Annotated in this window: 20 protein-coding genes and 1 pseudogene; 10 read left to right on the top strand and 11 right to left on the bottom strand. The window is 71.0% G+C overall.

Annotation, left to right across the window (positions count from 1 at the left end; genetic code table 11):
• Window positions 1-24 precede the first annotated feature (24 nt).
• From ACIPXC_RS08895 to ACIPXC_RS08885, 3 genes are read right to left on the bottom strand one after another with little or no spacing between them, the layout of a single operon-like run.
• Window positions 25-408: a hypothetical protein gene (locus tag ACIPXC_RS08895; protein WP_401615052.1), complete on the bottom strand. Its 384-nt coding sequence runs from the start codon at window positions 406-408 to the stop codon at window positions 25-27.
• On the bottom strand, window positions 405-773 hold the full coding sequence (locus tag ACIPXC_RS08890) for a nitrile hydratase (RefSeq protein ID WP_401615050.1): 369 nt from the start codon (window positions 771-773) through the stop codon (window positions 405-407). Before ACIPXC_RS08890 ends, ACIPXC_RS08895 begins: the two co-directional genes overlap by 4 nt.
• Complete coding sequence (locus ACIPXC_RS08885; protein ID WP_401615047.1) at window positions 770-2,539, bottom strand: CocE/NonD family hydrolase; 1,770 nt, start codon at window positions 2,537-2,539, stop codon at window positions 770-772. Before ACIPXC_RS08885 ends, ACIPXC_RS08890 begins: the two co-directional genes overlap by 4 nt.
• Before the next feature lie 1,768 nt (window positions 2,540-4,307).
• On the opposite strand from ACIPXC_RS08885, the gene ACIPXC_RS08880 reads away from it, so the two are divergent.
• Window positions 4,308-4,940 carry a hemerythrin domain-containing protein gene (locus tag ACIPXC_RS08880; RefSeq protein ID WP_401615044.1) on the top strand — a complete coding sequence of 211 codons (633 nt, stop codon included), beginning with the start codon at window positions 4,308-4,310 and terminating at the stop codon, window positions 4,938-4,940.
• A gap of 76 nt (window positions 4,941-5,016) precedes the next feature.
• On the top strand, window positions 5,017-5,922 hold the full coding sequence (locus ACIPXC_RS08875) for a TIGR03619 family F420-dependent LLM class oxidoreductase (protein WP_401615041.1): 906 nt from the start codon (window positions 5,017-5,019) through the stop codon (window positions 5,920-5,922).
• A gap of 5 nt (window positions 5,923-5,927) precedes the next feature.
• Here the strand turns inward: ACIPXC_RS08875 and ACIPXC_RS08870 are convergent, their stop codons facing one another.
• The 5 genes and pseudogenes from ACIPXC_RS08870 to ACIPXC_RS08850 form a co-directional block, all read right to left on the bottom strand.
• A complete protein-coding gene (locus ACIPXC_RS08870) occupies window positions 5,928-9,413 on the bottom strand; it encodes an AAA family ATPase (protein WP_401615039.1) in 3,486 nt (1,161 codons plus the stop codon).
• A gap of 233 nt (window positions 9,414-9,646) precedes the next feature.
• Window positions 9,647-10,567, bottom strand: coding sequence for a pyridoxamine 5'-phosphate oxidase family protein (locus ACIPXC_RS08865; RefSeq protein ID WP_401615036.1), 921 nt, complete (start codon window positions 10,565-10,567; stop codon window positions 9,647-9,649).
• A complete protein-coding gene (locus ACIPXC_RS08860) occupies window positions 10,564-10,749 on the bottom strand; it encodes a hypothetical protein (RefSeq protein ID WP_401615033.1) in 186 nt (61 codons plus the stop codon). Before ACIPXC_RS08860 ends, ACIPXC_RS08865 begins: the two co-directional genes overlap by 4 nt.
• Before the next feature lie 943 nt (window positions 10,750-11,692).
• Window positions 11,693-12,022, bottom strand: a pseudogene (locus ACIPXC_RS08855) (polyphosphate kinase 2); the annotation flags it as partial.
• Between the two features lie 433 nt (window positions 12,023-12,455).
• Window positions 12,456-13,505, bottom strand: a complete 1,050-nt coding sequence (locus ACIPXC_RS08850) for a helix-turn-helix domain-containing protein (RefSeq protein ID WP_401615030.1) — start codon at window positions 13,503-13,505, stop codon at window positions 12,456-12,458.
• 223 nt (window positions 13,506-13,728) lie between these two features.
• On the opposite strand from ACIPXC_RS08850, the gene ACIPXC_RS08845 reads away from it, so the two are divergent.
• The 7 genes from ACIPXC_RS08845 to ACIPXC_RS08815 all read left to right on the top strand — a co-directional run bounded on the left by ACIPXC_RS08845 (window position 13,729) and on the right by ACIPXC_RS08815 (window position 20,427).
• Entirely contained in the window at window positions 13,729-14,706 is a 978-nt protein-coding gene (locus ACIPXC_RS08845) for an alpha/beta hydrolase (protein WP_401615027.1), read from the top strand.
• Window positions 14,699-15,418, top strand: coding sequence for a hypothetical protein (locus ACIPXC_RS08840; RefSeq protein WP_401615024.1), 720 nt, complete (start codon window positions 14,699-14,701; stop codon window positions 15,416-15,418). Before ACIPXC_RS08845 ends, ACIPXC_RS08840 begins: the two co-directional genes overlap by 8 nt.
• 43 nt (window positions 15,419-15,461) lie before the next feature.
• Entirely contained in the window at window positions 15,462-17,360 is a 1,899-nt protein-coding gene (locus ACIPXC_RS08835) for an amidohydrolase (protein WP_401615022.1), read from the top strand.
• A 73-nt stretch (window positions 17,361-17,433) separates the two neighbouring features.
• Entirely contained in the window at window positions 17,434-18,108 is a 675-nt protein-coding gene (locus ACIPXC_RS08830; protein ID WP_401615019.1) for a hydrolase, read from the top strand.
• Window positions 18,109-18,127: 19 nt separating this feature from the next.
• The gene (locus ACIPXC_RS08825) at window positions 18,128-18,649 is read left to right on the top strand and encodes a DoxX family protein (RefSeq protein ID WP_401615017.1); all 522 of its coding nucleotides are present in this window, start codon (window positions 18,128-18,130) and stop codon (window positions 18,647-18,649) included.
• A complete protein-coding gene (locus ACIPXC_RS08820) occupies window positions 18,646-19,506 on the top strand; it encodes an alpha/beta hydrolase (protein ID WP_401615014.1) in 861 nt (286 codons plus the stop codon). The genes ACIPXC_RS08825 and ACIPXC_RS08820 overlap by 4 nt, the downstream gene beginning before the upstream one ends.
• 48 nt (window positions 19,507-19,554) lie before the next feature.
• Window positions 19,555-20,427: an alpha/beta hydrolase gene (locus ACIPXC_RS08815; RefSeq protein ID WP_401615011.1), complete on the top strand. Its 873-nt coding sequence runs from the start codon at window positions 19,555-19,557 to the stop codon at window positions 20,425-20,427.
• Window positions 20,428-20,437: 10 nt separating this feature from the next.
• On the opposite strand, the gene ACIPXC_RS08810 is transcribed toward ACIPXC_RS08815, so the two are convergent.
• A complete protein-coding gene (locus tag ACIPXC_RS08810) occupies window positions 20,438-21,349 on the bottom strand; it encodes a helix-turn-helix domain-containing protein (protein WP_401615008.1) in 912 nt (303 codons plus the stop codon).
• Window positions 21,350-21,638: 289 nt separating this feature from the next.
• On the opposite strand from ACIPXC_RS08810, the gene ACIPXC_RS08805 reads away from it, so the two are divergent.
• The gene (locus ACIPXC_RS08805; protein ID WP_401615005.1) at window positions 21,639-24,401 is read left to right on the top strand and encodes a LuxR C-terminal-related transcriptional regulator; all 2,763 of its coding nucleotides are present in this window, start codon (window positions 21,639-21,641) and stop codon (window positions 24,399-24,401) included.
• A 46-nt stretch (window positions 24,402-24,447) separates the two neighbouring features.
• On the opposite strand, the gene ACIPXC_RS08800 is transcribed toward ACIPXC_RS08805, so the two are convergent.
• Together ACIPXC_RS08800 and ACIPXC_RS08795 are read right to left on the bottom strand one after the other, a co-directional pair.
• Window positions 24,448-25,380, bottom strand: a complete 933-nt coding sequence (locus ACIPXC_RS08800; protein WP_401615002.1) for a ribosome-inactivating family protein — start codon at window positions 25,378-25,380, stop codon at window positions 24,448-24,450.
• On the bottom strand, window positions 25,380-25,643 hold the full coding sequence (locus ACIPXC_RS08795) for a hypothetical protein (RefSeq protein ID WP_401614999.1): 264 nt from the start codon (window positions 25,641-25,643) through the stop codon (window positions 25,380-25,382). The genes ACIPXC_RS08800 and ACIPXC_RS08795 overlap by 1 nt, the downstream gene beginning before the upstream one ends.
• Window positions 25,644-26,374: the final 731 nt, after the last annotated feature.

The following is a 26,374-nucleotide window of genomic DNA, read 5'->3' as shown; positions in this document are numbered from 1 at the left end:
GAGCACAGTGCGCGCTCGGCACGATCAGCGACCCGGGGTGGAACCGTCGCCGCCATCGGCGGCATCTCCTCCCGCCCACAGCGCTCGCATGTCCCGCAGCACCCAGGTGAGTGCCTCGTCGGGAATCAGGTAGCCACCGATGCCGTTGCTGTGCAGCATGTCGTAGATCCGTCCGGACACGTCGGCCAGTCGGGCGGCCGGGTCAACACCCGGCCCGGGAGGAGCCGGGATGACCGCGGTGATCGTGTCCGCCCGTTGCTCGATGACCTCGATGCGGTACGCGCCGTCGACGACGGAGCCGAAGTAGGCGGCGAGCGCCGCCTTGGGATCGGCCAGCAGCGCTGCCCTCATCGCCGGGTCAGTGCTGAGCAGCCGGTAGTGCTCGGTGAAACGATCGGCACCGCTCATCGGCCCTCCCCGCCGCCACGATTGCGGTACTGCTCGCGCATCCCCAGCAGTGACGTCTTCGCGTCCTGCGGCAGGATCCAGACGAACTGCTCGCCGCTGCGCCACAGGTCCATCTGGTTCACGACGTTCTCGCCGCCGTCTTCTTCGCAGGACACGGGCGGGATGACGAGGTACAGCGTGTCCGGACGCTGGACCCTCACGTCGAACCGCAGGGCGGGAGGTACGTCGATGCCGAGCCGGGTCAACGCCGCGCCGGGGTTCTCGGTCAGTGCGGGATCGCTCCAGGCGAGGATGGTCAGGGCCTGCTCGAGGTCGAGGCTGCCCGGGCCGTCGGAGCCGGCGTTCTCCTCAGGCTCATCCTTCACGAGTTCACGCCCGCTTCCGGGGTGCGCCGGTCGGGCCGCCCGGCCACGGACAGCACGAGCCTCGACGACGAACGCACGGTGTTGCGGCTGCTCGTGCCGACGGGCGCGTGGCGGAATCCCATGATGGCCGGGGTGCTCTCGTCCTGGTCGTCGCTGGTGACCACGAGCCGGATGCGATGCCCGGTGGCGAACCTCCGGGCGTTGGTGACGAGTGGAATCCGATACGTGGTGACCGAGCCCGGGACGACAGTCTCGGATCCGCGGCAGGGGAGTTCCAGCGGCGCGGCCGCGTCGGCGTGAGAGTCGGCCCGGCGAAGGCCGGCCCGGAGCCACCCGGCGGTGATATCGACGGCGGTGTCGTCGGGCGCCACGTCCTGGAGGGTGATGATCCATGCGGTGTCGGTGGCGGTGGCGCAGGCGTGGAGTTCGACCTCGACGTCGCCGACGAAGTCGAGCGTCTCGGTCAGCGGCTCGCTGGTCCATGCCAGCTGGGTGGGAGGGTCGGCGTCGCTCGACCACGACCGACCGAGCCCCGCGCCGAGCACCATGAGCGACCGCTCGCCCGGACTGTCCTGTTCGTCGCCGAGCGTGCCGTCGGCACGCAGGCTCCATTCGCGTTGCTCAGTTCCCTCGGGGGGCCAGGTATCGCTTGTGCGCCACTCGTCGGCGCCGGGCATCCAGTACCGGATCGCGGGGCCGTCGAGGATGCCCGTGTCGTGATTCTTCAGCCAGTGGTCGAACCAGGCGAGTGCCTCGACATGGAGGCTCTCCCACGGCCATGTGAGTCCGAACTCGCCGAGCATCGCGACCCGGACGACCGGAGCACCGGTCAGCGCCCGCACGGCGGGAAACGTGGAAGGGAGGTGGAGCGGGACGTTCTGCCAGTCGCAGCCGAGATAGGTGGGAACCTCGATGCGGTCGAGGAGCGGCAGGAGATTACGTTCGTCCCACCACGCGTCACGCAGCGGGTGCTCGACCGCCATGGCGCGCCACAGGTCGTCCCACGGGTGCGGGTCGTGGTGGAGCTTGAGCGCGGCATGCAGGAGCGTGACCGACGACTCGCCGTTCATCGTGGCGAACTTCTTGTGCAGCGGCGCCGTACGCAGAACGTCTCGGGCCGCATCGATCAGCCGGTTGCGCCAGAACCGGTCGCTGCGAGCCGAGGTGAGCCCCACCATGGCGAGAAAGGGCGTCACGAAGCTGGAGCTGAACAACCCGTGGTGCATCGCCGCTTCGTACAGGTCGGTAGTGACAGCCACCGGGAAGATCGCCCGCAGGTGCGCGGGGCGCTCGACGGCCGCCTCCAGCTGGGCCATGGCGAAGTAGCTGATGCCGATCATTCCGACCTTGCCGTCGCACCACGGCTGCTCCGCAGCCCACTCGACCAGGTCGTGCAGGTCGCGACGCTCCTGAGCGTCGAAGAACCCGAACGTCCCCCCGGATCCCCCCGTCCCCCGGAGGTTGGCGATCACATGCACGTAGCCGCGCGGCACCCAGAAATCGGACGCGCCGGCCTCGATGAAGCCCATCGGCGCGCCCAGGTCCTGGATCTGGCGCGGGTACGGTGATGCCGCGATCAGTACGGGAAACCGGCCGTCGCTGTCCGGCCGATGCACGTCGGCCAGCAACTCGATACCGTCGCGCATCCCCACGGTGACGTCCCGGTCGCACCGCATGCCGTGCACCGGCTCCGACAGGTTGCGGTACTCGCGGCCCGTCGTCTGTGGACCGTTCAGGCGGCGCTGACCCGCTTCGACTCCTGCCACCCTGGACACAAGCTTCATTCCCTGTTCGGTCGACAAAGTGCGGCACCTGACGAGACATTAACAGGGCATTTTAGGCAATTAGCGGCTATTGCTCTTTCTGTGCGTCAGTGCGTGTTCCGGTCGGGCAGGTCCCGGTCCGGGCGTGCGTGACCGGCCGAACACCGCATGATCACGGCGCTCCGCCCCTCGGGCGTCCGCTTCGGATCGGCCGGATCGCCGGTTCTCGGTGGCGCGGAGCCCTGAGTGTCGCCCGGTCGTGCGTCATGGATCGCACGTAGCGCACACCGTGCACGTAATGCACATTGATCTTGCGCCCGTTCTGTGTCTCATGTGCCGCCGACCTGCGGCTTTCTTTAACCTGTTTCGGCCTTACATGTTTGACGATGACCCATCATGTCGAGTGCGTCGCGATCCTTGAGCCTGCCGAGAAGGGCCGCTGACCTGCGGCTTTGTCGAGTGTGCATTATGTGCGTTACGTGCGTTACGGGCGATATCTTGACGCATATCTGACGCACGTGACGCACGTTTGACGCACGGGCGGCGTGATTACTGATGGGACGTCATGTGTGGCTCAAGGGTGCCGTCCGAGGCGCGCGCTCGCGAGGAGTGGCCTCCGCAGCGGGGTGGTGAGGCCGACTGCCGCGCGGTGGGTCGGCCCCGCCCCCTCGCTTCTCGGTCGTGACGTTCCGTGATGCTGGGGCAGGCCGTCAACTTGTGGCTCGGGGATGTCGGGCAGTCGGGGTGGTGTGCTCAGCGGGTCGAGTCGTTCGACGGGGCGGTGATTGCAGTCGCCAGTAAGAGGTCCCGACAAGGCGTCGAACGTGTCGGTGAGTGATGGGGCAGGTGTCGAGGACGAGGGAGGCCTCGGGGATGTCGTCCCGTCGTTCCCAGCGGATGCGTAGGCGGCGGAAGCGTGCGGCGCACCGCAGCGTGCGATCACCGGTTCGACTCCCATCTCCCAGAGCAGGCGGCGGTACTTGTCGTAGCCCCGTTCGGGTCTGCCTTGCGGGGATGGTCTCTCCTCGCGCGTAAGGCGCTCACGTACTCCGCGAGTCGGGTGGCGTGGCGCCATTCGGCTCCCTGCGCCTCGAAGCGCCCGATTCGGTGCGCCTCGGCGCACTGGACGCGCGCTTCTTCGAGGGCGGTTTCCCAGCGGATACGTTTCTGACGCGCCGCTTCGATCTCGTCGAGGCGCCGACGTTCGGCGGCTTCACTGCGAAGCGTGAGGGGCTGCCTGGAGTCTCGGCCCACTCGCTCGACCTGCGCGGCCGACCGCTGCTGAGGACGTGGCTGAGGTGTCCGGGAGGAGTGCAGTCGAAGCCGGGATCCTGGTCCAGGAGCCCTGGTCTACACGGTTGCTTGTGAAGGAAGTCAGTACGTCTCAGTACGCGGCGCCGGTGACGCCGTGGGCGGTGAGTCAGGAGCCAGGTTTCGATGGTCGGGTTCTGTGGGCCGCATGGTTGTCCGGCAAAAGAGGGATTCCGCGGATTCCTCATCCGGGGGATTGGTCACGCAGGGGTGGCCGCAATCTCTCCCCCGCGTGCGCTCCCGAAGAGCGGTTGACGACGGCCACGCCTGTATTGCCATCCCCGGTTCCACCACCAGCGTCGCGCCTGCCGAGAGTGGAACCCCGTAGCTGCGCCGTCCAACCGGCACATGGGCCCGTGGACAAGTCGGCTGCAAGTGGGCTGCAATCCCTGTTCGCAAGGCTGGGGGCATGACCAAGGCACATCCTTCCGATCTTTCCGTTCACCCCTACACCCGCGAGATGGCCATGATCCATCAGGTGTTCCGCCGAGAGTCGCGCCTGCTGGCCGAACTCGTCCAGGACGTACCGGCCGCCGACAACGGCCGCGCGCGGGTCCTGGCCGAGCACTGGCGTCTCTACACCATCGGTCTGCACGCCCATCACACCGGGGAGGACGAGATGCTGTGGCCGGTGCTCCTGCCTCACCTCGACCTCGACGCGGAGCAGGTGCTGGCGATGGAGGCCCAGCACCGTGACCTGAGCGAGGGGATCGCGGAGGTGCAGGTGCTGATGGACCGGTGGCAGGCCGGGGCGCGGGCGGAGGACCGCGACGAGCTGGCGGAGGCGTTGCGCCGGCATCACCGGCACCTGTGCGCCCATCTCGATGAGGAGGAGCGGGAGGTCATGCCCCTGGTGGCACTGCACGTGTCGGAGAAGGACTGGCACGCGGTCGGTGAGCGCGGTCTCGCCGAGACCCCCCGCGACCGGCTGATGATCGCGCTGGGCGCGATTCTGGAGGACTGTTCGCCCGAGGAGCGCCGAGCGTTCCTGGCCCGGTTGCCGGTGCCCGCGCGTGTGCTCTGGAAGCTGCTCGGGCGGCGCCAGTACCACCGCGAGACGGTGCGGATCCGGGGGCGACGCCCGCTCCGGTGACGGTGTGGACGTGTCCTTCACCACGCCGTTGCCGGCCTTCCGTCAGCCCCGTGTCCCTGTCGAGGAGTCTCTGCCGATGCGCATCGGATTCAGCGTTCCGCAGTTCGGCCCGTTCGCAGACCCGCACCGCTCGGCCGCCCTGTGTTCTGATCTGGAGGCCATCGGCTGTCACAGCCTCTGGGTGGCCGACCGCTTGCTGTCCCCGCTGATCGCGCCGGTGGGCTATGCGGGCGGACGAATGCCGGTGCGGTACGGGACCCACCTCGATCCTCTGCTGACGCTGGGCATGGCCGCCACGGCCACCGAACGCGTGCGGCTCGGCAGCAGCACGCTCAATGCCCTGTGGCAGCCACCGCTGGTAATGGCCCGTGCGCTGACGACCCTCGACCTGATCAGTGGCGGGCGGCTGGAGGTGGGGCTCGGGCTGGGCTGGATGCGGGAGGAGTACGAGGCCACCGGGGTGCCCTGGCGGGGGCGCGGTGCCCGGCTTGAGGAAACCCTGGACGTCCTGGAGGCGGTGTGGCGTGCGGCGACGGTCGCGCACGCGGGGCCGTTGTGGACGATCGCGGAGTCGACGGTGCTGCCCAAGCCGTTGCAGCGGCCCGGGCCGCCGATTCTGCTGGGCGGTTTCACCGCGGCTGCGCTGGAACGGGTCGGGCGCCGGGCCGACGGGTGGCTCGGTGCGTCGATGCCCCTGCCGTACTTCCGCGATCTGTGGTCGGTGGCGGTGGAGGCGGCGGAACGGGCCGGGCGGGATCCGGCCGGCCTGCGCCGGGTCTTCCGGGTGAACCCTGAGGTGACCGCGACCGGAGCGCCCCAGGGGGAGGAGCACCGGCGCGGGACGGTACGTCAGATCTGTGACCACCTGCAGTCGATGTGCGAGGCGCCGGGCGACGAGGTGCTGGTGGACCTGCAGCTGACGGTGGACTGCTCAGGCCGGTTCCTCGATCTGGCGGCGGAATTCATGGCCGAACTGGCCTGACCGGGTCAGCACGGCGGCGGCGAGACGTCATCCGGCAGGGCAGCCAAGGCGGTGCGGGCGGCCTCCGCCCAGTGCGGCGAGTCCCAGGCGGCAGCGACCCGCGCCGCTTCGAGGTAGTGGTGACGGGCCTCCTGGGGCCGGTCCAGGAATCCGGCGAGGTCGCCCAGGGTCTGTGCGACGGGCCTGAAGACGAGACTGAGGCTGCTGGCGCCGCCGGCCAGCGAACGCAGCGGCAGTAGTTCCTGGTAGACCTCGTCTGCTGCCGCACGGTCGCCGAAGGCGATGGCGGCCGTTCCGCGCAGAGCGGCCAGAATGCAGTAGGCGAAATCGCGCAGCAACGGCCTACGCCGCTCGAAGACCTCCCGTGCCTCCTCCGGGCGGCCCCCGGCGAGCAGGGCGAGCGCGGTGAGGGACTCGTTGTGTGGCTGGTACTGCTCCCACACGGCGAGCAGTACGGGCAGGACTTCGGTGAGCCGTTGCTGTTGCAGGCGGATGCAGCCGAGGGCGAGGCCGGCGAGACCGCTGACGTCGACGGAGCCGCGGGCCCGCAGTTCGGCGACGGCCGTGTCCAGTTCGCGCTCGGCGTCCTCGAAGCGGCCTTGGGCGAGGGCGAGCATGGGATGGCGCAGCCGGCTCACCGCGGACACGCCGTGGAGGTGGTAGACGCGGGCGATGCGGTCGGCGTCCTGGAGGCACTGCTCCATTGTGCCCGGGTCGTTGCGGGCGGCGGCGATGCGGGCGGCGGTGTAGGCGCTCATCCAGGAGTACTCGGGACGTTCCGGGGACGCGGCCGCCTCGGTGAGTTCCTGGTGGAGTGCGAGGTAGGTGTCGGGCTCGAGTTCGCAGTCGGTCCGGCGCAGCAGCGAGGTGAGGGTCAGGCCCCGCAGGCGGGGCTCGTCCAGGGAGCGGGCCAGGTCCACGGCACGGCGGGCGACTTCCATCGCCCGGGGGTCGGTGTCGTCGAGGGCGTCGGCGAGCTGGTCGAGGAGCAGGCACCGCTCCCGGGCGCTCAGGTCCGCGTTCCGCAGGAGCCCGGTGAGTTCGCCGACCGCCTGGGCGTCGGAGGCGGCGTAGGGGCGCACGCGCCAGGGAGTGGGCTCGGTCCAGGTGGTGTAGGCGGCGGTCAGCAGCTCGGGGCGGCCGTCGGCGCGGGCAGCGCGCACCGCGTGCTGCTGCGCTTCGCGGGCGGAGACGACGGCACCCATCCGGATGCGGCAGTCGACGAGTTGACCCAGGAGCAGCACGCGCAGCAGGGTCGGGTCCTGGTCGGCGAAGGCGGTCGGGTGGGTGTCCAACAGGCCGAGGGCGGCGTTGACGACGGATTCGGCGTTCTGCGGGGCGTAGCGACGGATGGCCTGTTCGCAGGCGAGGCGGGCGTGGTGGACGGCGGCCACGGCGTCGGTGGTGACGACTGTGGCGGCCCGCAGGAGGTGGTGGGCCGTGGCGGCGATGTCGTCAGAGCCCAGGGCGATCATGCTTCGGCCCAGGCGGGAGTGCATGCGGGCGAGCCGGAGCCGGGTCAGGTCCGCTTCCAGGGCGTCGCGTACGAGGGCGTGGCTGAAGCGGACGGTGCCGGGTCGGGGTTCGGTCAGGAGTCCTGCGGTGATGCCGGCGTCGAGGGCGTCGAGGAGTTGGTCGGGGTCGGTGTCCGCGGCGTGGATCAGCAGGGCGACGGGTGCTTCGCGTCCGGCGACGGCGGCCAGGCGCAGTCCGGCGGTGACGGTCGGTGCGAGGAGTGCCAGGCGGCGGCGCAGGACGTCGTGGACACCCTGAGGGACGCGGGCCAGGGCCTGTTCCTCGCCCTCGCCGATGAGTAGCAGGGAGCTTTCCCTGAGGTAGAAGGGGTTGCCGCCGGCGCGTGCGGTCAGGGCGGTCGCGGCGTGGTCGCTGATGCCGGCCGCGACGCTGCGCAGGAGCGCCGTCGACTCCGAGTCCGTAAGACCGACGAGCCGGAGTCGTAGGGGGGAGCGGGCGGCCAGGCGTGAGAGTGCCGCGGTCAGGTCGCCCTCACCGGTGCGGTAGGAGCCCACCAGAAGCAGTCTGCTGTCGGCCAGCTGTTCGGCGCAGAGCAGGAACAGTTCGATGCTTTCCTGGTCGCCGCGATGCAGGTCGTCCAGGAAGATCGCCAGCGGTCGCTGGTGGGCCGTGTGACGGAGCCAGTTGAGGAGCGCCCTGTGCAGGCGGAACCGCCGGGCCGGGCTGCCGTCCTGTGCGGTGTCGGCCGTGCCCGGTTCCAGCAGCGGTGCGAGTTCGACGGCGTCCGCGTCCGGCGGGGCGGCTTCCCGGGCCAGGCGCGGCAGTATGTCGAACCAGGCCCGGCCGGGCGGGGCTCCCTCGGTTTCGGGGCAGTTCCCGGAAGCGGTGAGCCATCCTTGCCGGTCCAGGTGCCGCAAGGCGGTCTCGAAGAGGCTGGACTTGCCGATGCCGGCTTCGCCGGAGACCAGGACGACCTGAGCCCGGCCGGCGCGGGCCTGTTCCGCGGCGGCGGTGAGGGAGGCGAGCTCCGCGTCACGGCCCAGAAGCCGGCCGGCCGCCGGTTCCGCACCGGTAGCGCGTACGGGATCCGCGTCGGCCGAGGCCGTGGCGGTGGTCTCCACCGTCGTCATGGTCCTGCCCGGCTTGGGACGTTCGGGTGCCGAGCCGGGCTGCCCGGGGCCGCGGAGCGTGGCGGAAGGCCGCGGTGCGGGCTGCGTGTCGGCGGCGGGTTCCGCGGACCCGCCGGTGGCCCGGTGCAGGAAGGGCAGGTGCTGGTTCAGCAGGGCGTGTTCGAGCTCCAGGAGTGTTGCTCCGGGCATGATGCCCAGCTCCTCGTCCAGGACGTGCCTGGCCTGGCGCAGTGCGGCAAGGGCGTCCCCCTGCCGGTCGCGGGCCCACAAGGACAGCGCCAGCAGCCGCCAGCCCTCCTCATGGAGCGGCTGTTCGCGGGTGAGCGCGGTGGCTTCGGCGAGCGCCTGGGCAAGCTGGCCGCACGCGAGGTGGGCGGCGGACAGCCGTTCACGGGCGGTGCGGCGGGTCTCCTCCAGGCGGGTGCGCTCCCCTGCCGTCCAGGGTTCGTCGGCGAACTCGGCGTACGGCTGTCCACCCCAGGCCTCGAGCGCTGCCGCAAGGGCGGCGGCTGCCTCGCGTGGGGGTGTCCCCGGCTGCGAGGCGGCCGCCACACGTGCGTCGAACGCCCAGGCGTCGACCGCCTCACCGTCCAGGATCAGGGCGTAGCCGTAGGGTGCGCTGACCAGATGCCGGGCCGGGGTGCGGGGCGCCCGTTGCGGTTCCAGGGTGCGCCGCAGGCGGGCGATATAGGCATGGAGGGATGCCTGCGCACTCGCTGGGACACGTGTCGGCCACAGCCTCTCGATGATCCGCTCCGTCGGCACGACCGAGCCACGTGCCAGGAGCAACTGGACCAGGACCATGCGCGCGAGGCGGCCTCGTGTGTCGACCGGGCGCCCGTCGACCTCGACCCGGAACGGGCCGAGCACCTTCATTGTGATCATGACAGGAACATCGTAGGGGGCGCCCCGTGGTGGCCCTGGCACCTCTCAGTGGTGCGGTGAGCGCAGGACCGGCCAGGGCCGCTCGGGAACCGGCGGGGAGGAGGGTGGTGCGGGCGGGCGGTATCGCCGCATCGACGCCCGGGTGGCGGGGCGGCCGGTTGTGAGGGGCAGGCGGGCGACCAGGGGTGCCAGAATCCGGGGCAGAGACGGGACCGGGAACGGGAACGGCATGGTCAGCTCCGCTCCGCCAGACTGCGGAAGCGGTCCCACTCCACTTTCGGACGCTCCAGGCCGCGCCGGGCGAGGTATCGGTCGGTGGCCCGCTTCGCCTGCCGCAGGACCCGCAGCGCGTCCTTCGGACCGCCCGACCCCATGGGTTCGATCACTCTGGCGGGCACCAGTACCCAGCCGTCCGCGGTGGGCCGCAGGTCACCTCGTACGAGGGCGTTGTACATGTGGTTGAGGTGCTCGTCGTGCCGGTGGACCAGCAAACTGGCGGGCCCCGGTTCCACCGGGCAGTCCCCCGGTACCTCCACCAGATAGCCCTCCGGCGTGGGCAGCGGCCGGGTCCGGGCCAGGAGCGGCGCCCCGGCGGCGTCCCGGCATGCCAGGACGGCCGTGGGGAGACTTGCCAGCTGGGCGGCCCCGGGGAGGGGGCGCCCACCCGGTGTGTGCACCGGCGCCCCGGCCGCGGGCAGTTCGTCCAGAGCGGGTCGCGTCAGGACCTCTTGAGGTTCGACGGTGATGAGCAGTCGCAGGTAGTACCAGGACATCAGCGGCCTCATAGGGCGTGACAGGTAGGAGCGGCTGTGGGGCTGCCGCTGGAACAGCCTGCGCCAGTACTCCTCGGCCCCCTGCGGGCCCGCCATCACCAGGTCGGGACACCGGGCCCGGCCCGTGACGGAGATCTGCGGGGCGGATCGCAGACCGGAGCCGGTCGGGTCCGAGAAGAGCAGCGCGACCCGGCCGTCCCGCCGTATGTTCAGCGCCTTCTGAGCGAAAGCCAGCGAGGTGGTCAGCAGAATCGTGCCGTCGTCGCGGCGTTCGACGGCGGTGGGCCAGGCTGCGGGCGCACCGCCCTTGCCCAGAGTGGCGAACTCACAGGTGCGGTAGGAGTCCAGAACCTGGCCCAGAGCGTGGCCGAGCAGCGTCACGACGCGGCCCCGGCCCCAGTCAGGCAGCGCCGGACACGCACAGCAGGGGCAGCCTTGACGGCGCCGGTCATGGCCTGGGCCGGCCGGGCGGCTGCGGACGGTTCGAGGACCGGGACGCTGGTCCGGCGGGCGAGGGGGTGGCGGTCCCCGAAGTGTGCGTCGGTGCCGAGAGAAGGCGACACGTTCGGTTCCTCTCCAATCGATAGGCGGTCATGCGGGATCCCACGGTGTCGGCACCGGCTTGACCGCGACTTGCCGTCGACTTGCCGACGCCGCCCTCACGTGTGGCCTGGGATGCAGAAGGCCCCACCGCCTACGGTCATCCGCTCCGTGTTTGCCGGCGCCCGCAGGTCCGTACGCGGTCAACGCCCCGGCCTGTCAATCACGTACGACCACGCCCTTGGAGGGTGTGGTCGCGCCCAGGACCTGATGCCCCGCATCGGCGAGGATCTCCACGAGTCTGTCGTCAGCCGGTGTCTGACCGGGCCCAACTGCTGGGCGTGGATGGTGTTGGCACGGGCTTAACCGGTAGTAACGTTCCGTAACGTTAGGTTGGAATCCGGAGCGTGTGGTGTCAGGGGCTCAGGAACTCCATGCCCTGAGCAAGGGCCGGCCAGGGGTTTCGACTGGTGGTTCGGGGATGTCGGGCAGCCGGGGCGCTGTGTTCAGTGAGGCGAGCCGCTCCATGCGTGGCGCTGGCTGCGGGCCGCCTGCCCCGTTGGCCTCCAGTGTGGACACAGTCGTAGCCGCCCGCGCTGGCTTTGTCGTCATCGACAGCTCCGGGACGGGGTCCCATATGCGGCAATGCAGGGAGGAAAGGGGCGCGGTCAAAGCCATGGTTCTCACCGACGCTGCTGGCAGTCCTTTCCTGCGGCCCAGCCCGCAGCTGCGCCCTGGCAGGAGAAGGTCTACGGACGCCAGCGCACGCGCGCCTGAAGAACTGGCGGGCACTCGCCCGCCACCATGGCCACGCGAGCATGTGAGTGAAACGATCCAGGCGGTCGCCGGCCTGCTCCCACACCAGCAGACGGTTACGCGCAGGCCTGATCAGCCTCGGTGGCCCATAGGTCGACCCGCACGCAACCGCTGCGAGTGCGTTGGCTCCGCGGGTGCCTGGAGGCCCTGTCAGGGCGCGCCCTCCTGTGGAGAGGTGGGAGGGTGGTGGCCGGGGCCGACGGTCAGTCCGGTCAGAGGTGTTGAGGAGAGGTCGGCAGGGGCCTCACCGGCTTCGAGCAGGGTGTCGGCGGCCCCTGCGATCAGGGGGTCGGGGTGGCCGACCGCTGCCTCGTCCTTGTTGGTGTAGTCGATTCGCCACAGCAGGCTGCGCATCGCCTCCAGGCGTGCGCGCCGCTTGTCGTTGCTCTTCACCACGGTCCAGGGCGCATGGGCGGTGTCGGTGGTACGGAACATCTCCACCTTGGTGGTGGTGTAGGCGTCCCAACGGTCCAGTGAGGCCGGGAGTTCGTCGTACGCCGTCCGCACCGCCCCGTGCACCACGGCAGCGTCCAGACGAGGGTGCGCCTTCACCAGCCGCTCGGCGACACTGCGGATGGTGAGGGCCGTTCTGGCCGCCCCCGGCCTCCTCGTCGAAGTCGAGGCCACCGCAGTCGTCGACTGACGGGGGCTCGCCCCGGAGCCGGTCCGGGGAAGATGTGCAAAGCCGAGTGGCCCCGATTCGTCACCGGGACCACTCGGGAGCGAGCGGACGGTTCGGGGCCGCCCTACGCGCCGACTGCCCGTGATGCCGCCTGGCTCACGCGCGTCGGCTGTCATCGTAGGCACGTGTGCCGAGGTGGCGCGGACGATTCCCCGTGTGGGTGAACGTTGCGGGTGGCACGGGCGTCCTTCAGGCCAACTCGTCAGGTTGCCGTGCCGGCCGGCTGCCTGCTCACGGGGACGGAGTCGGCGTACTGCGGCGATCTGCTGCCGGGCCGCTCGACGGGGCACCTTCTCTCACCCCGGCTCCCACGCCGGCCGCTTCCTGGCAGCGGTGCCGCCGCCACTCGCGGGGCGTGACCCCGTACGCCGCCCGGAACCGCCGGGTGAAGTGGCTGGGACTTGCGAAGCCGCAGCGGGCCGCCACGGCCGACACCGGGAGTCCCACGTGGCGGGGGGACGCGAGGAGGCGGCACGCGGCTTCGAGCCGCTCGCCGATGACCCACTGCTCCAGGCTGATTCCGGCGCTGCTGAGCGCCGCGTACATGTGCCGCCGGGAGACCGCGTGTTGCTTGGCGATGCGGTCCGGGGAGAGGTCCGGGTCGGTGAGGTGGCGGCGGACGTAGGCCGTGATTCTGGGGACGAGGCTGTCGTCCATCGTGGAGCGGGACCGCTGGTCGTCCTCTCCGTGGGCTGCCGAGGTCAGCAGGGCCCGGACCAGTTCCGTGGTGGCGTTGCCCAGGGCGGCGGCACCCGGGTCGCACTCCAACCGGGCCGGGTCCTGCCAGAGCGCCCGCAGGTGCCCGAGCATCACATCGTGCAGGGGGCTGGCCCGCAGCCGTATGGAGGCACTTACGACGGTGTCGACCGGCACACCGAGGTGTTCCGTGTCGATGGTGACGGCGCGGGAGGCCCCCTCTCCGGACCAGCCGTACCTGCGGGGCGCCAACTCGTGGAAGACGCTGATGTCGTCCGGCCCCAGCAGGTATCGCTCGCCGCCGTTCTCGGCCCGGTGGACTCCCCGGGTCTGGAGGGAGATCGAGACGACCGGCCGCTCGCGGTGCCAGCGCACGTGCCGGTCGGTCCTGCGGACTTCGAACCCGGTACTGCGGGCGTCGAAGAGGTCCAGAGCCCCCACCCTCCAGGCTTCGAAGCGGGCTCGTACCCCTGCCTCGGGCGATTCGTGGACCACGTCGTTCGGCACCGACGTGTCGTTCATCGCGTGCTGGAAGGCCTCCACCCGGTCCTCCGGCGGGATCGTCTCAAGATCTAGCAGCAGCATGAAGTTCCCCCCTCAGCAGCCCGATTGGTGCACGCGGTTCATTGTTCGGTACCCGCTGCCACATGCGTGGAGGACTCTGCACGCACGGGCCAGATCCGTGCACACAGGGGCGACCCGGCCCGATTGAACACGTCTAGCTTTCGGACTGCCCCCGCAACCCGTGCAGGGCAGTGCGCCGGCGCCTGCCGCCCGCACCGTGCCTGCCCCAGTGAGAGGCCGGATCATGACCGACCAGAGCCCGTACGCGCCCGTCACTCCTGTTCTGGAACCGGCCGCGGCCGAGTTCGCCCAGGCCACCGCGAAGCCGCCGTTCCTGTTCCAGATCCCTCCGGCCGAGGGCCGCAAGGCCGTCGACGAGGTCCAGTCCGGGCCGGCCGACCTGCCCGCCGTGGACGAGGAGTGGGTGACGGTCGCCGGCGGTCCCACCGGCGAGGTCCGGGCCCGCATCGTACGTCCCGCGGGTGTCTCTGGCGCGCTGCCCGTCGTCGTCTACCTCCACGGCGCGGGCTGGGTGTTCGGCAACGCCCACACCCACGACCGTCTCGTGCGCGAACTCGTGGTCGGTACGGGCGCCGCGGTCGTCTTCCCCGAGTACGACCTCTCGCCCGAGCACCGCTACCCGGTGGCCATCGAGCAGAACTGGACGGTGGCCCGCTGGATCACCACCGACGGCGCCGCCCACGGCCTCGACGCCTCCCGGATCGCCGTCGCCGGCGACTCGGTCGGCGGCAACATGTCCGCCGCGCTGACGCTGATCGCCAAGGAGCGCGGCGGCCTGGACCTGCGGGCGCAGGTGCTCTTCTACCCGGTCACCGACGCCTCCTTCGACACCGGCGCCTACCACCAGTTCGCCGAGGGGTACTTCCTGCGCCGCGACGGCATGCAGTGGTTCTGGGACCAGTACACCACCGACGAACAGCAGCGGAGCGAGATCACCGCCTCCCCGCTGCGGGCCTCCACCGAGCAGCTGACCGGACTGCCCCCGGCCCTGGTCATCACCGCCGAAGCCGATGTCCTGCGCGACGAGGGCGAGGCCTACGCCAACAAGCTGCGCGCCGCCGGAGTGCCGGTCACCGCGGTGCGCTACCAGGGCGTCATCCACGACTTCGTGATGCTCAACGCCCTGCGCGGGACGCACGCCGCCCAGTCCGCGATCGACCTCGCCGTCCGTACCCTCCGGCAGGCCCTCGCCGATGACTGAGCCGGCGGCCTCGGTGCCGGGCGCGGATCCGCCCGACGGCGGACGGCACTTCGAGGCGGACCTGCGCCGGATGACCCGGATCAACCTGCGCCCGATCGCCTCCCCCATGCCGCTGGGCTTCTACACCGTGGCCATCGCCTCCGTGGTCGTCGGCTGCTTCCAGCTGGGTGTGTTCGAGGACGGCGCCCGCAGAGCCGTCGGTCTGGCGGTGCTGCCGGCCTTCGTGCTCCAACTGCTGGTGAGCTGGTTCGCGTTCGGAGCCCGTGACGTGGTGGCGGCCACGCTGATGGCCTGCTTCTCGGGTCTGTGGCTCGCGACCTCGCTCACCCTCGTGGTCGAGCCTCCGGGCGGGGTGCGGGTGCTGGGAGTCCTCAACGCGATGTTCGCCCTCTTCGCCGTTCTCATGGCGTCCGTGGCGGGCCGGAAGCGGGCGCTGTGGCTGGTGCTGTGTGCGGCGGTGCCCCGGTTCGCGGTGGCGGCCCTCGCCAACCTCACCGGCACCGCCTGGACGGGCACGCTCTCCGGATGGCTCGGGCTGCTGCTGGCCGGCGTCGCCCTGTACACGGCGTTCGCGCTGATGCTGGAGGACATGCGCGGCGAGGAGGTCCTGCCGATCGGCCGCAGCGGTCCCGCCCGCCACGCCGTCGAGGGCGATCTGTCCGTACAGCTGCGGGACCTCGAACGCCAGGCCGGCGTACGCCGCACCCTCTGACCCTGGTCCGACTCCTCTCCCGTACGCACCGAAAGCGAGCACCATGACCAGCATGCCCGTCGGCGGGATATCCCCCGCCCACGGTCCGTCGGACGGGAAGCACTCCGACCTCGTCCTGCGCAATGCGAAGATCCACACCCAGGACCCCGCCCGGCCCGCCGCGACCGCCCTCGCGGTACGCGACTGCCGCATCACGGCCCTCGGCGACGACTCCGATGTCGCCGACCTGGTGGGGCCCGGAACGCGGGTCGTGGACGCCCTCGGCAGGCGGGTCGTCCCCGGGCTCAACGACTCCCACCTGCACGTCATCCGAGGCGGCCTCAACTACGTACTGGAGCTGCGCTGGGACGGGGTCCCCTCGCTCGGCATCGCCCTGGCGATGCTGCGTGAGCAGGCCGGGCGCACCCCCAAGGGCCAGTGGATCCGCGTCGTCGGCGGCTGGACGGCGGAGCAGTTCGCCGAGCGCCGCATGCCGACCCCGGCCGAACTCACCGCGGCAGCACCGGACACCCCGGTGTTCGTGCTGCACCTCTACCAGTCCGCGATCCTCAACCGTGCCGCCGTACGAGCCGCCGGGTTCACCCGGGACACCGCCGACCCCAAGGGCGGCCAGATCGTCCGCGACCGCACCGGTGAGCCCAACGGACTGCTGCTCGCCGCGCCCAGCGCGCTCATCCTCTACTCCACCCTGGCGAAGGCACCCGCCCTCGACGAGCCCGACAGGCGGATCTCGACCCGGCACTTCCTGCGCGAGCTGAACCGCTTCGGCCTGACCTCGGCCGTGGACGCCGCCGGCGGGTTCCAGAACTTCCCGGAGAACTACGCCACCGTCACCGAACTGGCCCGTGCCGGCGAACTCACCGTACGGATCGGCTACCACCTCTTCCCACAGACCGCCGGGCAGGAGCTGGCCGACCTGCGCCGGTGGACCGAGACGGTCCGGCCCGATGACGGCGACGAGTGGCTGCGGCTCAACGGCGCCGGGGAGAACCTGACCTGGGCGGCAGCCGACTTCGAGAACTTCTCCGAACCACGGCCCGACCTCGCGGCCGGCTACGAAGGCGAGTTCGAGGCCGCGGTCAGACTCCTCATGGAGCACGGCTGGGGCTTCCGGCTCCACGCGACGTACGACGAGACCATCCGGCGCGACCTGGCCGTCTTCAAGAAACTCGCCGCGGACGGGCTGTTCCCCGCCGGGAACCGCTGGCTCTTCGACCACGCCGAGACCGTCTCAGGGGAGAGCCTGGAGCGGATCGCCGCTCTCGGCGGCGGGATCAGCGTCCAGAACCGGATGTCCTTCCAGGGCCGTGCCTTCGCCGAACGGTACGGCGCCGAGGCAGCCGCGGCGGCTCCACCCGTCACGGACATGCTGCGGCTCGGCATCCCCGTCGGCGCCGGAACCGACGCCACCCGCGTCTCCTCGTACAACCCCTGGGTCGCCCTGCACTGGCTGGTCACCGGCCGCACCGTCGGCGACCTCCCGTTGCGCCCGGCAGCACAGCTCCTCTCCCGCGAGCAGGCCCTGGAGCTGTACACGCTCGGAGGGGCCCGGATCACCGGCGAGGAGACCGAGAAGGGCGCTCTGGCGGAAGGCCGGTTCGCCGACTTCGCGGTCCTCTCCCACGACTACCTCACCGTCCCGGCCGCCGACATCCCGCACATCGAGGCCGTGCTGACCGTGACCGGCGGCCGGATCGTGTACGCCGCGGACACCTACGAGGGCCTGGACGAACCCGTACCGCCCGTCAGCCCGGCCTGGAGCCCGGTCGCCCACTTCGGCGGCTACCGGGCCACGCCGCCTCCGTCCGTCACCGGGGCCCGCCAGGCCGACCTGCTGGCACAGGCCGCCGCCGAGTCCGAGCGGCACCGATTGTGGCGGGTCGCCCGCGGTTCCGCGCCCGTGGGTCCCGCGCCCGCCTTCGACCCCTGCTTCGTGCTGTGACCAGGCACACCACTCAGGCCCCTTGAGCCTTCTCATCGCACCCATCCCGGATCACTACCGAGAGGAACCCTTCATGACCGACTTCACGCTCGACTTCGACTCGGTGCAGGCCGCCCCCAGCCCCGACCTGATCACTCCCGACAACGCGATGATGCTGTTCGTCGACCACCAGCCGCAGATGTTCTTCGGCGCGGGCAGCACCGACCGTGTCGCCGTCATCAACGCCACCGTCGGACTGGCCAAGGCCGCCCGGGTCTTCGACGTCCCCGTCGTCCTGTCCACCGTGGCCGCCGAGTCCTTCTCCGGCCCGATCCTGCCGCAGCTGCGCGAGGTCTTCCCCAAGCACGAGATAGTCGACCGCACCTCCATGAACGCCTGGGAGGACCCGGCGCTCGTCGAGGCCGTCAAGGCAACCGGCCGCAGCAAGATCATCCTGTCCGGCCTGTGGACCGAGGTCTGCCTGGTCCTGCCCGCCCTGTCGGCTCTGAACCAGGGGTACGAGGTCTACGTCGTCGCCGACGCCTCCGCGGGCGTCACCCCGGCCGCCCACGAGCACGCCATGCAGCGGATGACCGCGGCCGGCGCCGTACCCGTCACCTGGCTCCAGGTCCTGCTGGAGCTCCAGCGCGACTGGGCCCGCACCGAGACGTACGTGGCGACCACCGACGTGGTCAAGGAGCACGGTGGCGCCTACGGGCTGGGCGTGCACTACGCCCACTCCATGATCGACCCGCACGCGGCCGGCTGAGCGGCGGGAACGCGAACCCGTGGACACCGGTCTGCTCATCCTCCGCCTCGTGGCGGGCCTGCTGATCGCCGGACACGGCGTCCAGAAGGTCAGCTTCCGTCTCGGTGGCAGCGGGCTGGCGGGCGGGACCGAGGAGTTCCGGCACGACGGCTTCCGCGGCGGGGCGCTCACCGCCCTCGCCGCGGGAGCCGGCCAGATCGGCTCCGGTCTGCTGCTTGCCGCCGGGGCGCTCACCCCGCTCGCCGCCGCCGGGGCGATCGGCGTGATGACCGTCGCCCTCACCGTGAAATGGCACAACGGCCTCTGGGTGCAGAAGGACGGCTACGAGTACCCGCTGGTCCTCGTCGTCACCGCCGCCGTCCTCGCGCTCACCGGCCCCGGACGCCACTCCCTCGACCGGGCCCTGGAACTGCTGCCCTGGCCGCCCTGGCTCGCCCCGGCGGCCGTGGCCGGCGGAGTGCTCGCCGGCCTGGCTACTCGCGCCCTGCTCCACCGCCCTCCGCCCGCACCCGCCTCACTCGAAGGAGACCGCCCCCGATGACCGCACACCGCTTCCTCTCCCGGCGCACCGCGCTGGCTGGAGCAGCCGCCACGGGAGCCGGACTGCTCGGCGCCTCGGCCACCTCCGCCGCCGCGGCCACCTCCGTCGCCGCGGCCCCCGGGACCGTGCACGTCCCGGTCCCGGACGGCACGCGGGCGACCGTCGTCCTGGTGCACGGGGCCTTCGCCGACGCCGGCGGCTGGACCCCGGTGACGGAGCGCCTCCAGCGCTGCGGCCACCAGGTGATCGCAGCCCCCAACCCGCTGCGCGGCCTCGCCCACGACGCCGCTCACCTCGCCGCTCACCTCGCCGCCGTACCCGGCCCGGTCGTCCTGGTCGGCCACTCGTACGGCGGGGCGGTCATCACCCAGGCCGCCGCCGCGGCGGGCAACGTCAAGGCCCTGGTGTACATCGCGGCCTTCATGCCCGACGCAGGGGAGGTTCTCGGCGAGCTCGCGGGGCGCTTCCCCGGCTCCCGGCTGGAGGCGGCCCTCACCCAGGTCCCGGTTCCCGGCCCCGACGGCAGCCCGTCCGCCGACCTGTACATCCGGCCCGACCGGTTCAGCGAGGTCTTCGCCCAGGACGTCCCCGGCTCCGTCACCCGGATCATGGCGGCGGGCCAACGCCCGCTCTCCGCGACGGCGTTCACCGACCGCTGCTCCGCCGCGGCCTGGCGCACGCTGCCCAGTTGGGCCCTGGTCTCCAGCCAGGACCGGGGGATCGTCCCGGAACTCCAGCGTTTCCAGGCCCGTCGGGCGGGCTCCCGCACGACCGAAGTGGCCTCCTCCCACCTGCCTCTGCACAGCAAGCCCGATGCCGTCGTGTCGGTCGTCCGCGCCGCCGCCCGGACCGTCTGACCCGACGACTCCTCCCGACCCACCCACCCCACCGACCGAGGAGACCACATGAGCAACCCTCCGTCCGGCCCCTCCTACGCGAGGGACCTCGCCCAGATAGAACGGGCCAACGCCACCGGCCGCGTTCCCGCCGTGTTCATCCACGGCCTGTGGCTGCTGCCCACCAGCTGGGACCGGTGGGCCGCCGTCTTCGAGGACGCCGGCTTCGCCCCCGTCCTGGCCGGCTGGCCGGACGACCCGGAGACGGTCGAGGAAGCCCACGCCCACCCGGAGGTGTTCGCCGGCAAGAGCGTCGGGCAGGTCGCCGACCACTTCTGCGACCTGATCGGCAAGCTGGAGCGCAGGCCCGTCATCATCGGCCACTCCTTCGGCGGCCTGATCACCCAGATCACCGCCGGACGAGGGCTCTCACAGGCCTCCGTCGCCATCGACCCGGCCCCGTTCCGCGGAGTCCTGCCGCTCCCGCTGTCGTCCTTGCGGGCGGCGAGCGCGGTCCTCGGCAACCCCGCCAACTACCACCGGGCCGTACCGCTCACCTACGACCAGTTCCGCTACTCCTTCGCGAACGCCGTGACCGAGGAGGAAGCCCGGCAGCTGTACGACACCTTCGCCGTCCCCGCCCCCGGCGAGCCCCTCTTCCAGGCGGCCGCCGCCAACGTCAACCCGTGGACGGAGGTCAAGGTGGACACGACCGCCGACGACCGCGGCCCCCTGCTGATCATCTCGGGGGAGAAGGACAACACCGTTCCCTGGGCCATCGCCAACGCCTCGTACAAGAAGCAGGCGCAGAACGAGCACGCCGTCACCGAGATCACGGAGATGGCGGGACGCGGTCACGCTCTCACCATCGACCACGGCTGGCGCGAGGTCGCCGATACCGCACTCGCCTTCGTACGGCGGTTCGTGGACCCCGCGGTGTGATGACCGCCAGTCACAGCGCGGATGGTCGCCGGCCGCCGCGCACGGGCCGCGCGTGAAGTTCCCGCCATTCGTGCGGCGCCATCCTGTACGTCTGGCGGAACACACGGCTGAAGTGGCTCGCGCTGACGAACCCCCACCGGAAGGCGACGGCAGCGATCGTCGGCGACGACGGCCCGGAACGAGTGAGGTCGCGGCGGGACTCCTCCAGTCGGCGGTGCCGGATCCACGTGCCGACGGTCGTCCCCTCCTGTGCGAAGAGCCGGTGCACGTATCGGACCGAGATGTGATGCGCGGCCGCGATCGACGCGGCGGAGAGCTCCGGATCCGCGAGCCGGCCATCGATGTGGGCACGCACACCGGCCATCAGCGCGCACGCCGCGTCGGACCGGGACGACGCCCGCGGGGCGACCAGGGTACCCAGGGCTTCCGCGAGGGACTCTGCGATCCAGGCACCGGTTCCGGGCCGCAGCCGCGTCAGCGTCTCGGCCAGGCCCGCCAGGAGCGGCGCGACAGCCTGGCCCGCCTCGTCGGCTGACCCGGAATGGACGTGCTCGTCCGGCAGGGGAAGGAACCCACGGGGCGCGCGCAGAAGGTGAAGCCGGCCCTTGTCCAGGAACTCGAGGCCGAAGGCGTGGCCGGGGAGCAGGAAGGCCGCGTCCGCCGGCTCCAGGCGCGTCCTGCGGCCGCTACGCACGAGAACGCTGGTGCCCGAGACCTGGACCGCGATGCTGACGAAATCAGTGCCGGCGCCCTGCCGCACCTTGACCGGCTCGGCAGCACATCGGATGAGGTGGGCGTCCGCGTCGAGCGTCACCACGCGCAGAAGTCCGTGGTCGTTGACGGTCAACCGGTTTGCAAGGGCCTCTTGATGCCTGGGTGACACCGCCGACGGGCCCACCGCGTTGCGCAGCGCCTCGGACAAGAAGTCGACGTCGTCCGGTTCCGTGGAGCCTGCGGCCCGGAGCACCTTGGCGGCCCCGGCGCCTTCCTCGAAGGGGGGCCGGTTGCGATGCGCAGGGGAAGGGCCCCTGCCGGGGAGCTGTGCACGTGCTTGTGTCGTCCAGGGCATACCCGCAGCGTGCCGGGCACCTGACCGTCCCCGAATCCTGGAAACACCCCAGTCCCCATGCGCCGTTATCCCCTCGGTACTGAGGAAGGGCGGGGGTCGGACGGACACCGATGTCGCGGTGCGACGAGGTATTTTCGACCTCATGATCATGAAGGGGCGACGGACGGAACGTGCCGAGCTTGAGCGACTGGTCGCCGAGGCTCTGGCCGGCATGAGCGGTGTCCTCGTGCTGCGCGGGAGCGCCGGGATCGGCAAGACCGCACTGCTGGACCACGCGGTGGCCTCCGCCTCGTCGCTCCGGGTGGCGCGTATCGCCGGTGTGGAGGCGGAGCAGGAGCTCGGCTTCGCGGCGCTGCACCGACTCCTTCTGCCGTTCCTGGAAGGGCGCGCGGACCTGCCAGGGCCCCAACTCGCCGCACTGGAGATCGCATTCGGTATGGCGGCCGGGACCGCCCCCGACCGCTTCCTGGTGGGACTGGCCGTGCTGACCCTCCTCGCCGGTGCGGCCCGTCGGCAGCCGCTGCTGGTGATAGGTGACGACGCCCAGTGGCTGGACCGCGAATCCCTCGACGTCCTGGCCTTCGTCGCTCGCCGCCTGCACGCCGAGGGCATCGCCATGCTGTTCGCGTTGCGCGAGGAGCCCAGCTCCGCCGCGGTCCTGGCAGGTCTGCCGGAGCTGTCGGTTCCCGGGCTGGCGGACGCCGACGCCCGCGCCCTGCTCACCGAACACCTCGACTCCACGACGGACCTCCTCCTGCGGGATCGGATCATCGCCGAGGCCGGTGGCAATCCCCTCGCGATCCGCGAGCTGGCCCGTGGCGCCGCTTCCCTCCCGCCGAGTGCCGCCGGCCGGCCCCTTCCCGTCAGCCGCAGCCTGGAGAACAGGTTCCTGGAGCGGTTCCGGCTCCTCCCGGCACTGACCCGCAGGGCCGTGCTGACCGCCGCCGCGGACGCCACCGGAGACCATGACCTCGTACGCCGTGCCGTGCAGCGCCAGGTCCCTTCGACGCCCGACGAGATCGACGCAGCCTTCGAGGAAGCCGAACGGGCGGACGTTCTCGGTCTCGGTACCGACATCGCGGGCCTGTCGTTCCGGCATCCCCTGATCCGGTCCGCCGTGTACGGGGGAGCGGGCCTGGCAGAGCGTCGCGCCGCCCATGCCGCCCTGGCCGCCGTCACCGATCCGCTCGCCGACCCGGGCAGGCGTGCCTGGCACCTCGCCTCGGCCGCCGACGGCCCGGATACACGGGTGGCCGACGAGTTGCAGGCCTGCGCCGAACGGGCCAAGGACAACGGTGGTTACCTCGCGCGGGCGGCGTTCCTCCATCGTGCGGCGGAACTCACCGAGGACCCGGCCACGGGCTCCGTCCGCCTGCTGGAGGCCTGTGCGGCAGCCCTCATGGGCGGCGCCCCGCACCGCGCCGGGGAACTCCTCACGCGGCTGGTACTCGGCCCCGAGCTGTCGGCCGTACACGCTCACGCCGACCGCCTGCGCGGCCTGGTCCACCTGATGGTCGGCAAGGAGGGCGCCGTGGGACTGCTGCACCAGGCCGCACAGGCACTGTCGTCCCACGACCCTAGAGGCTGTCGCGACACCCTGCTCGAAGCCGTCGACGCCGCCATGGTCGTCCCCTGGATCGGTCCGACCACGGACTTGGCCGGCATAGCCCGCACCGCGCTGGAAATGTGTGAACCGAGTACCGGAGAGCGACAGGACTCCACCGATCCGGCCGATCTCCTCCTGGAAGGCCACGCCCGTCTGGCGGCGGTCGGCCACACCCAGGCGGCGCCCGTACTGAAGGCGGCTCTGACCGCCATGAGAGCGCCGGGAGCCGAACATGGTGGAGCCGTCCGCTGGAGCCTGCTCGGCATGCTCGCCGCGATCGAGACCTGGGACATCGACGCACTGTCCGCATGCGGACGACGCTACGCGGACGCGGCCCGCTCGCACGGCGCCCTGCGCATGCTCCAGATCGCCGCACACGCCAACGCCACAGCGGAGGTCTTCCGCGGAGACCTGGCGACCGCACAGCTGCACTTCGCCGAATTCAAGGACGTCGCCGACGCGACCGGCGCCGACTCCCGCTTCTCCCACCCCACCGACGCCATGCTGCACGGCTGGCGTGGCGACGAAGCCGCCACCCTGGCGGCCGTACGGGCCCAGCAGGAGTTGTACCCAGAACGGCCGGGCGGCGTCCCGGTGCAATTGGTTCGGGCCGCCCACGTGGTGCTCAGGCTGGGGCAGGGCCGCTACGCCGAGGCCCAGGCGGCGGCCGCCCCGGTCCTCGACGACCCGCCCCCGCACGGCGGCGGCCTCGTCCTGCCCGGACTCGTCGAAGCAGCTCTTCGCAATCACGACACCGGCACGGCCGAACGGGCTCTGGACCGGCTTGCGGAGCGGGCCGAGGCCTGCGGTACCCCCTGGGCGCTCGGGCTGCTCGCCCGCAGCCGTGCCCTCATGGCCGCCGGCGCCGAAGCGGACGCCTTGTTCCGCGACGCCGCCGCCCACTTGGAACCGACTCCACTCGGTACGGAGAAGGCCCACACCCAGCTCCTCCACGGGGAGTGGCTCAGAAGGCGGCGACGTCGCGCCGACGCCCGGGTACATCTGCGCACCGCCCACCAGGCCTTCGCCCGGATGGGGGCGACCGCGTTCGCCGAACGGGCGCGGTCGGAGCTGCTGGCCACCGGTGAGCGCCCTCGGCGGCGTGACGCCCCCGCAGCCGCGGACCTCACGCCGCAGGAGACACGGATCGCGCGGATGGCCGCGGACGGAGCCACCAACCAGGAGATCGCCACTCACCTCTTCCTCAGCGCGAGCACTGTCGAGTACCACCTCGCCAAGGTCTTCAGGAAGCTCGGTGTCACCTCCCGAAGACACCTGAGGGCCGCCCTGCCCGGGTGACCTGTCCGTCGGTCCCAGCCCGCCGCGGTGCCGGGACCGAACGCGGTCAGGCGCCGCTGTTGGCGATGGAAAGGTAGCGCCGCACGTTGTCGGACCCGTAGTAGTTGCTCACCCCGGGCAGGAACGGGGGATTGTCATCCACTCGCGGGTCGAGCAGGCGCCGCCAGTAGGCGGAAAGTGCACCCCAGGCGTTCTCGAGAACCACCTGCCAGCTCGGCAGGGGGCGCTGCTCGTACGTGGCCATGGCCGTCCGGAAGGAGCCCTCGATGTCGTGGAACCGGGCGGCCTCCGACACGAAATGGATCATCAGCATCAGGGACCGGGCGCTGTCCATGCGGCCCACCCCCGAGGGGTTGGCGATCGTCGCCAGCTGCAGGATGGACGCCTGGACGTCGAAGTAGCCCACCGGCATCCGGTCCCGGCTGCGTTGGGCCGTGTTCTCCAGAGAGCCGTAACCGCCGCCGAAGTTCAACTGGATCGGATCGCTCGAGATCCCGGCGGCCTGGATCTCCTGGCCGTGGGTGTTGCGCATGCGCCAGCGCAGGGTGGTGTCGTTGCTGCCGACCCGGCCGGTGTCGTTGAACTCGTACGTCCGGCCGTCGTGCGTGGTGAAGCCGAGGATGTACATGTTGGTTGGGTTCATCCACAGGTGGATGCGGCGCTCTTGGTTGTGGTCGTTGCGTGCGGTCAGGGTCACCCAGATCAGGCCGACGCCCTCGTGCTGTGTCTGCATCACCTCCCCGGGGCCGGCATGGCCGGCGGCATCCCGGACGCTCTGCAGGAAGTACGAGTAGCTGTCCCGCAGTCCGATGCCAGGCGGCCCCCACAGGTTCACGTACACACGGCGAGCCTGGAAGGGAGCCGTGTCCGCGTGAGCGGTCCCGACAGACCCGAGCAGGCCCACCAGCAGTGCTCCCAGGGTGGCCAGGGCGGTGCCGATCACCGCTCGCGCCCTGGCCCGGCCCGTCGCTCTCTTCATCACTCCTCCTTCTGAACGCAGTTCACCGTGAGCCGTCTTGAGGCATGGGCGGACCGCGTTCTGATGAACATGGAGGTTGTGACCATAGGGAGGACGCGCAGCGCGTGGTCGTCCCGGAGCGACAGGGCCTGCTCTGCCAGCGACCGTGTGCCGTTCATGGCGGAAGAGCTGAACTCCCTGACGGCGGCCACCGCAAGGTGGCTGTCGTACACGAACCGGAGCAGCTGCTCATCGGGCACGCGATTCTCGGTGGCGCGGAGCATTTGACGCCCTCCAGGGGTGCGTCAAAGGTTGCACGTAGCGCCCGTAGTGCACGCTGTGCACATTGATCTTGAGGCCGAATTGCGATTCGCGCGTCGCTGACCTGGGGTTATCTTTAACCTGTTTTGGGCTCTACGTGTTCCACGATGACCCATCATGTTGAGTGCGTCGCGATCCTTGAGCCCGCCGAAAAGGCCCGCTGACCTGCGGTTTTGGCGAGTGTGCGTTATGTGCAATAGGTGCGTTACGGGCGATATCTTGACGCAAATTCGACGCACGTGACGCACGCATGACGCACGTTTGACGCACGCCGGACGATTTCCCTGACGGGCCGTCATGGTCGGAAAGCCACCTCCTGAGACGGCTGTGTGTCCCGTCGGGGAGGTGGCTTTCCCGTAGTTGGGTGGTGCTGCCCCTTCCCTGCGGGTGTCCCGGACAGCCCCGGGCGCGATAACGCTCTGTAGCTGACGTGCGGGCGGATGCCCGCCAGAGTGGGCCACGGCGTCACGCCGGCTCTGAAGCGGAGAAGCAGGGCTCGCGATGGGCGCGGAACGTGATGAGGTCTGTGGCGGGTCCGTCACAAGTGCTGCACCTCGGCCGTAAACCGCCAGACAGGTTCGGTGCGATGCTAGTGTCCCGAGTCTCGGAAGAGGTGCATATCTAGGGTTTGGGGTTCGGCAGGCGGTTCAGGTAGCCGGCGAGGCGTTCGAAGATCTCGTCGGCGGACTTGGTC

The organism is Streptomyces sp. NPDC090021 (genome assembly GCF_044748225.1).
Taxonomy (GTDB): domain Bacteria; phylum Actinomycetota; class Actinomycetes; order Streptomycetales; family Streptomycetaceae; genus Streptomyces.
The sequence above is the reverse complement of the archived record's forward strand: the minus strand, read 5'-3'. Positions and strand labels throughout refer to the sequence as shown.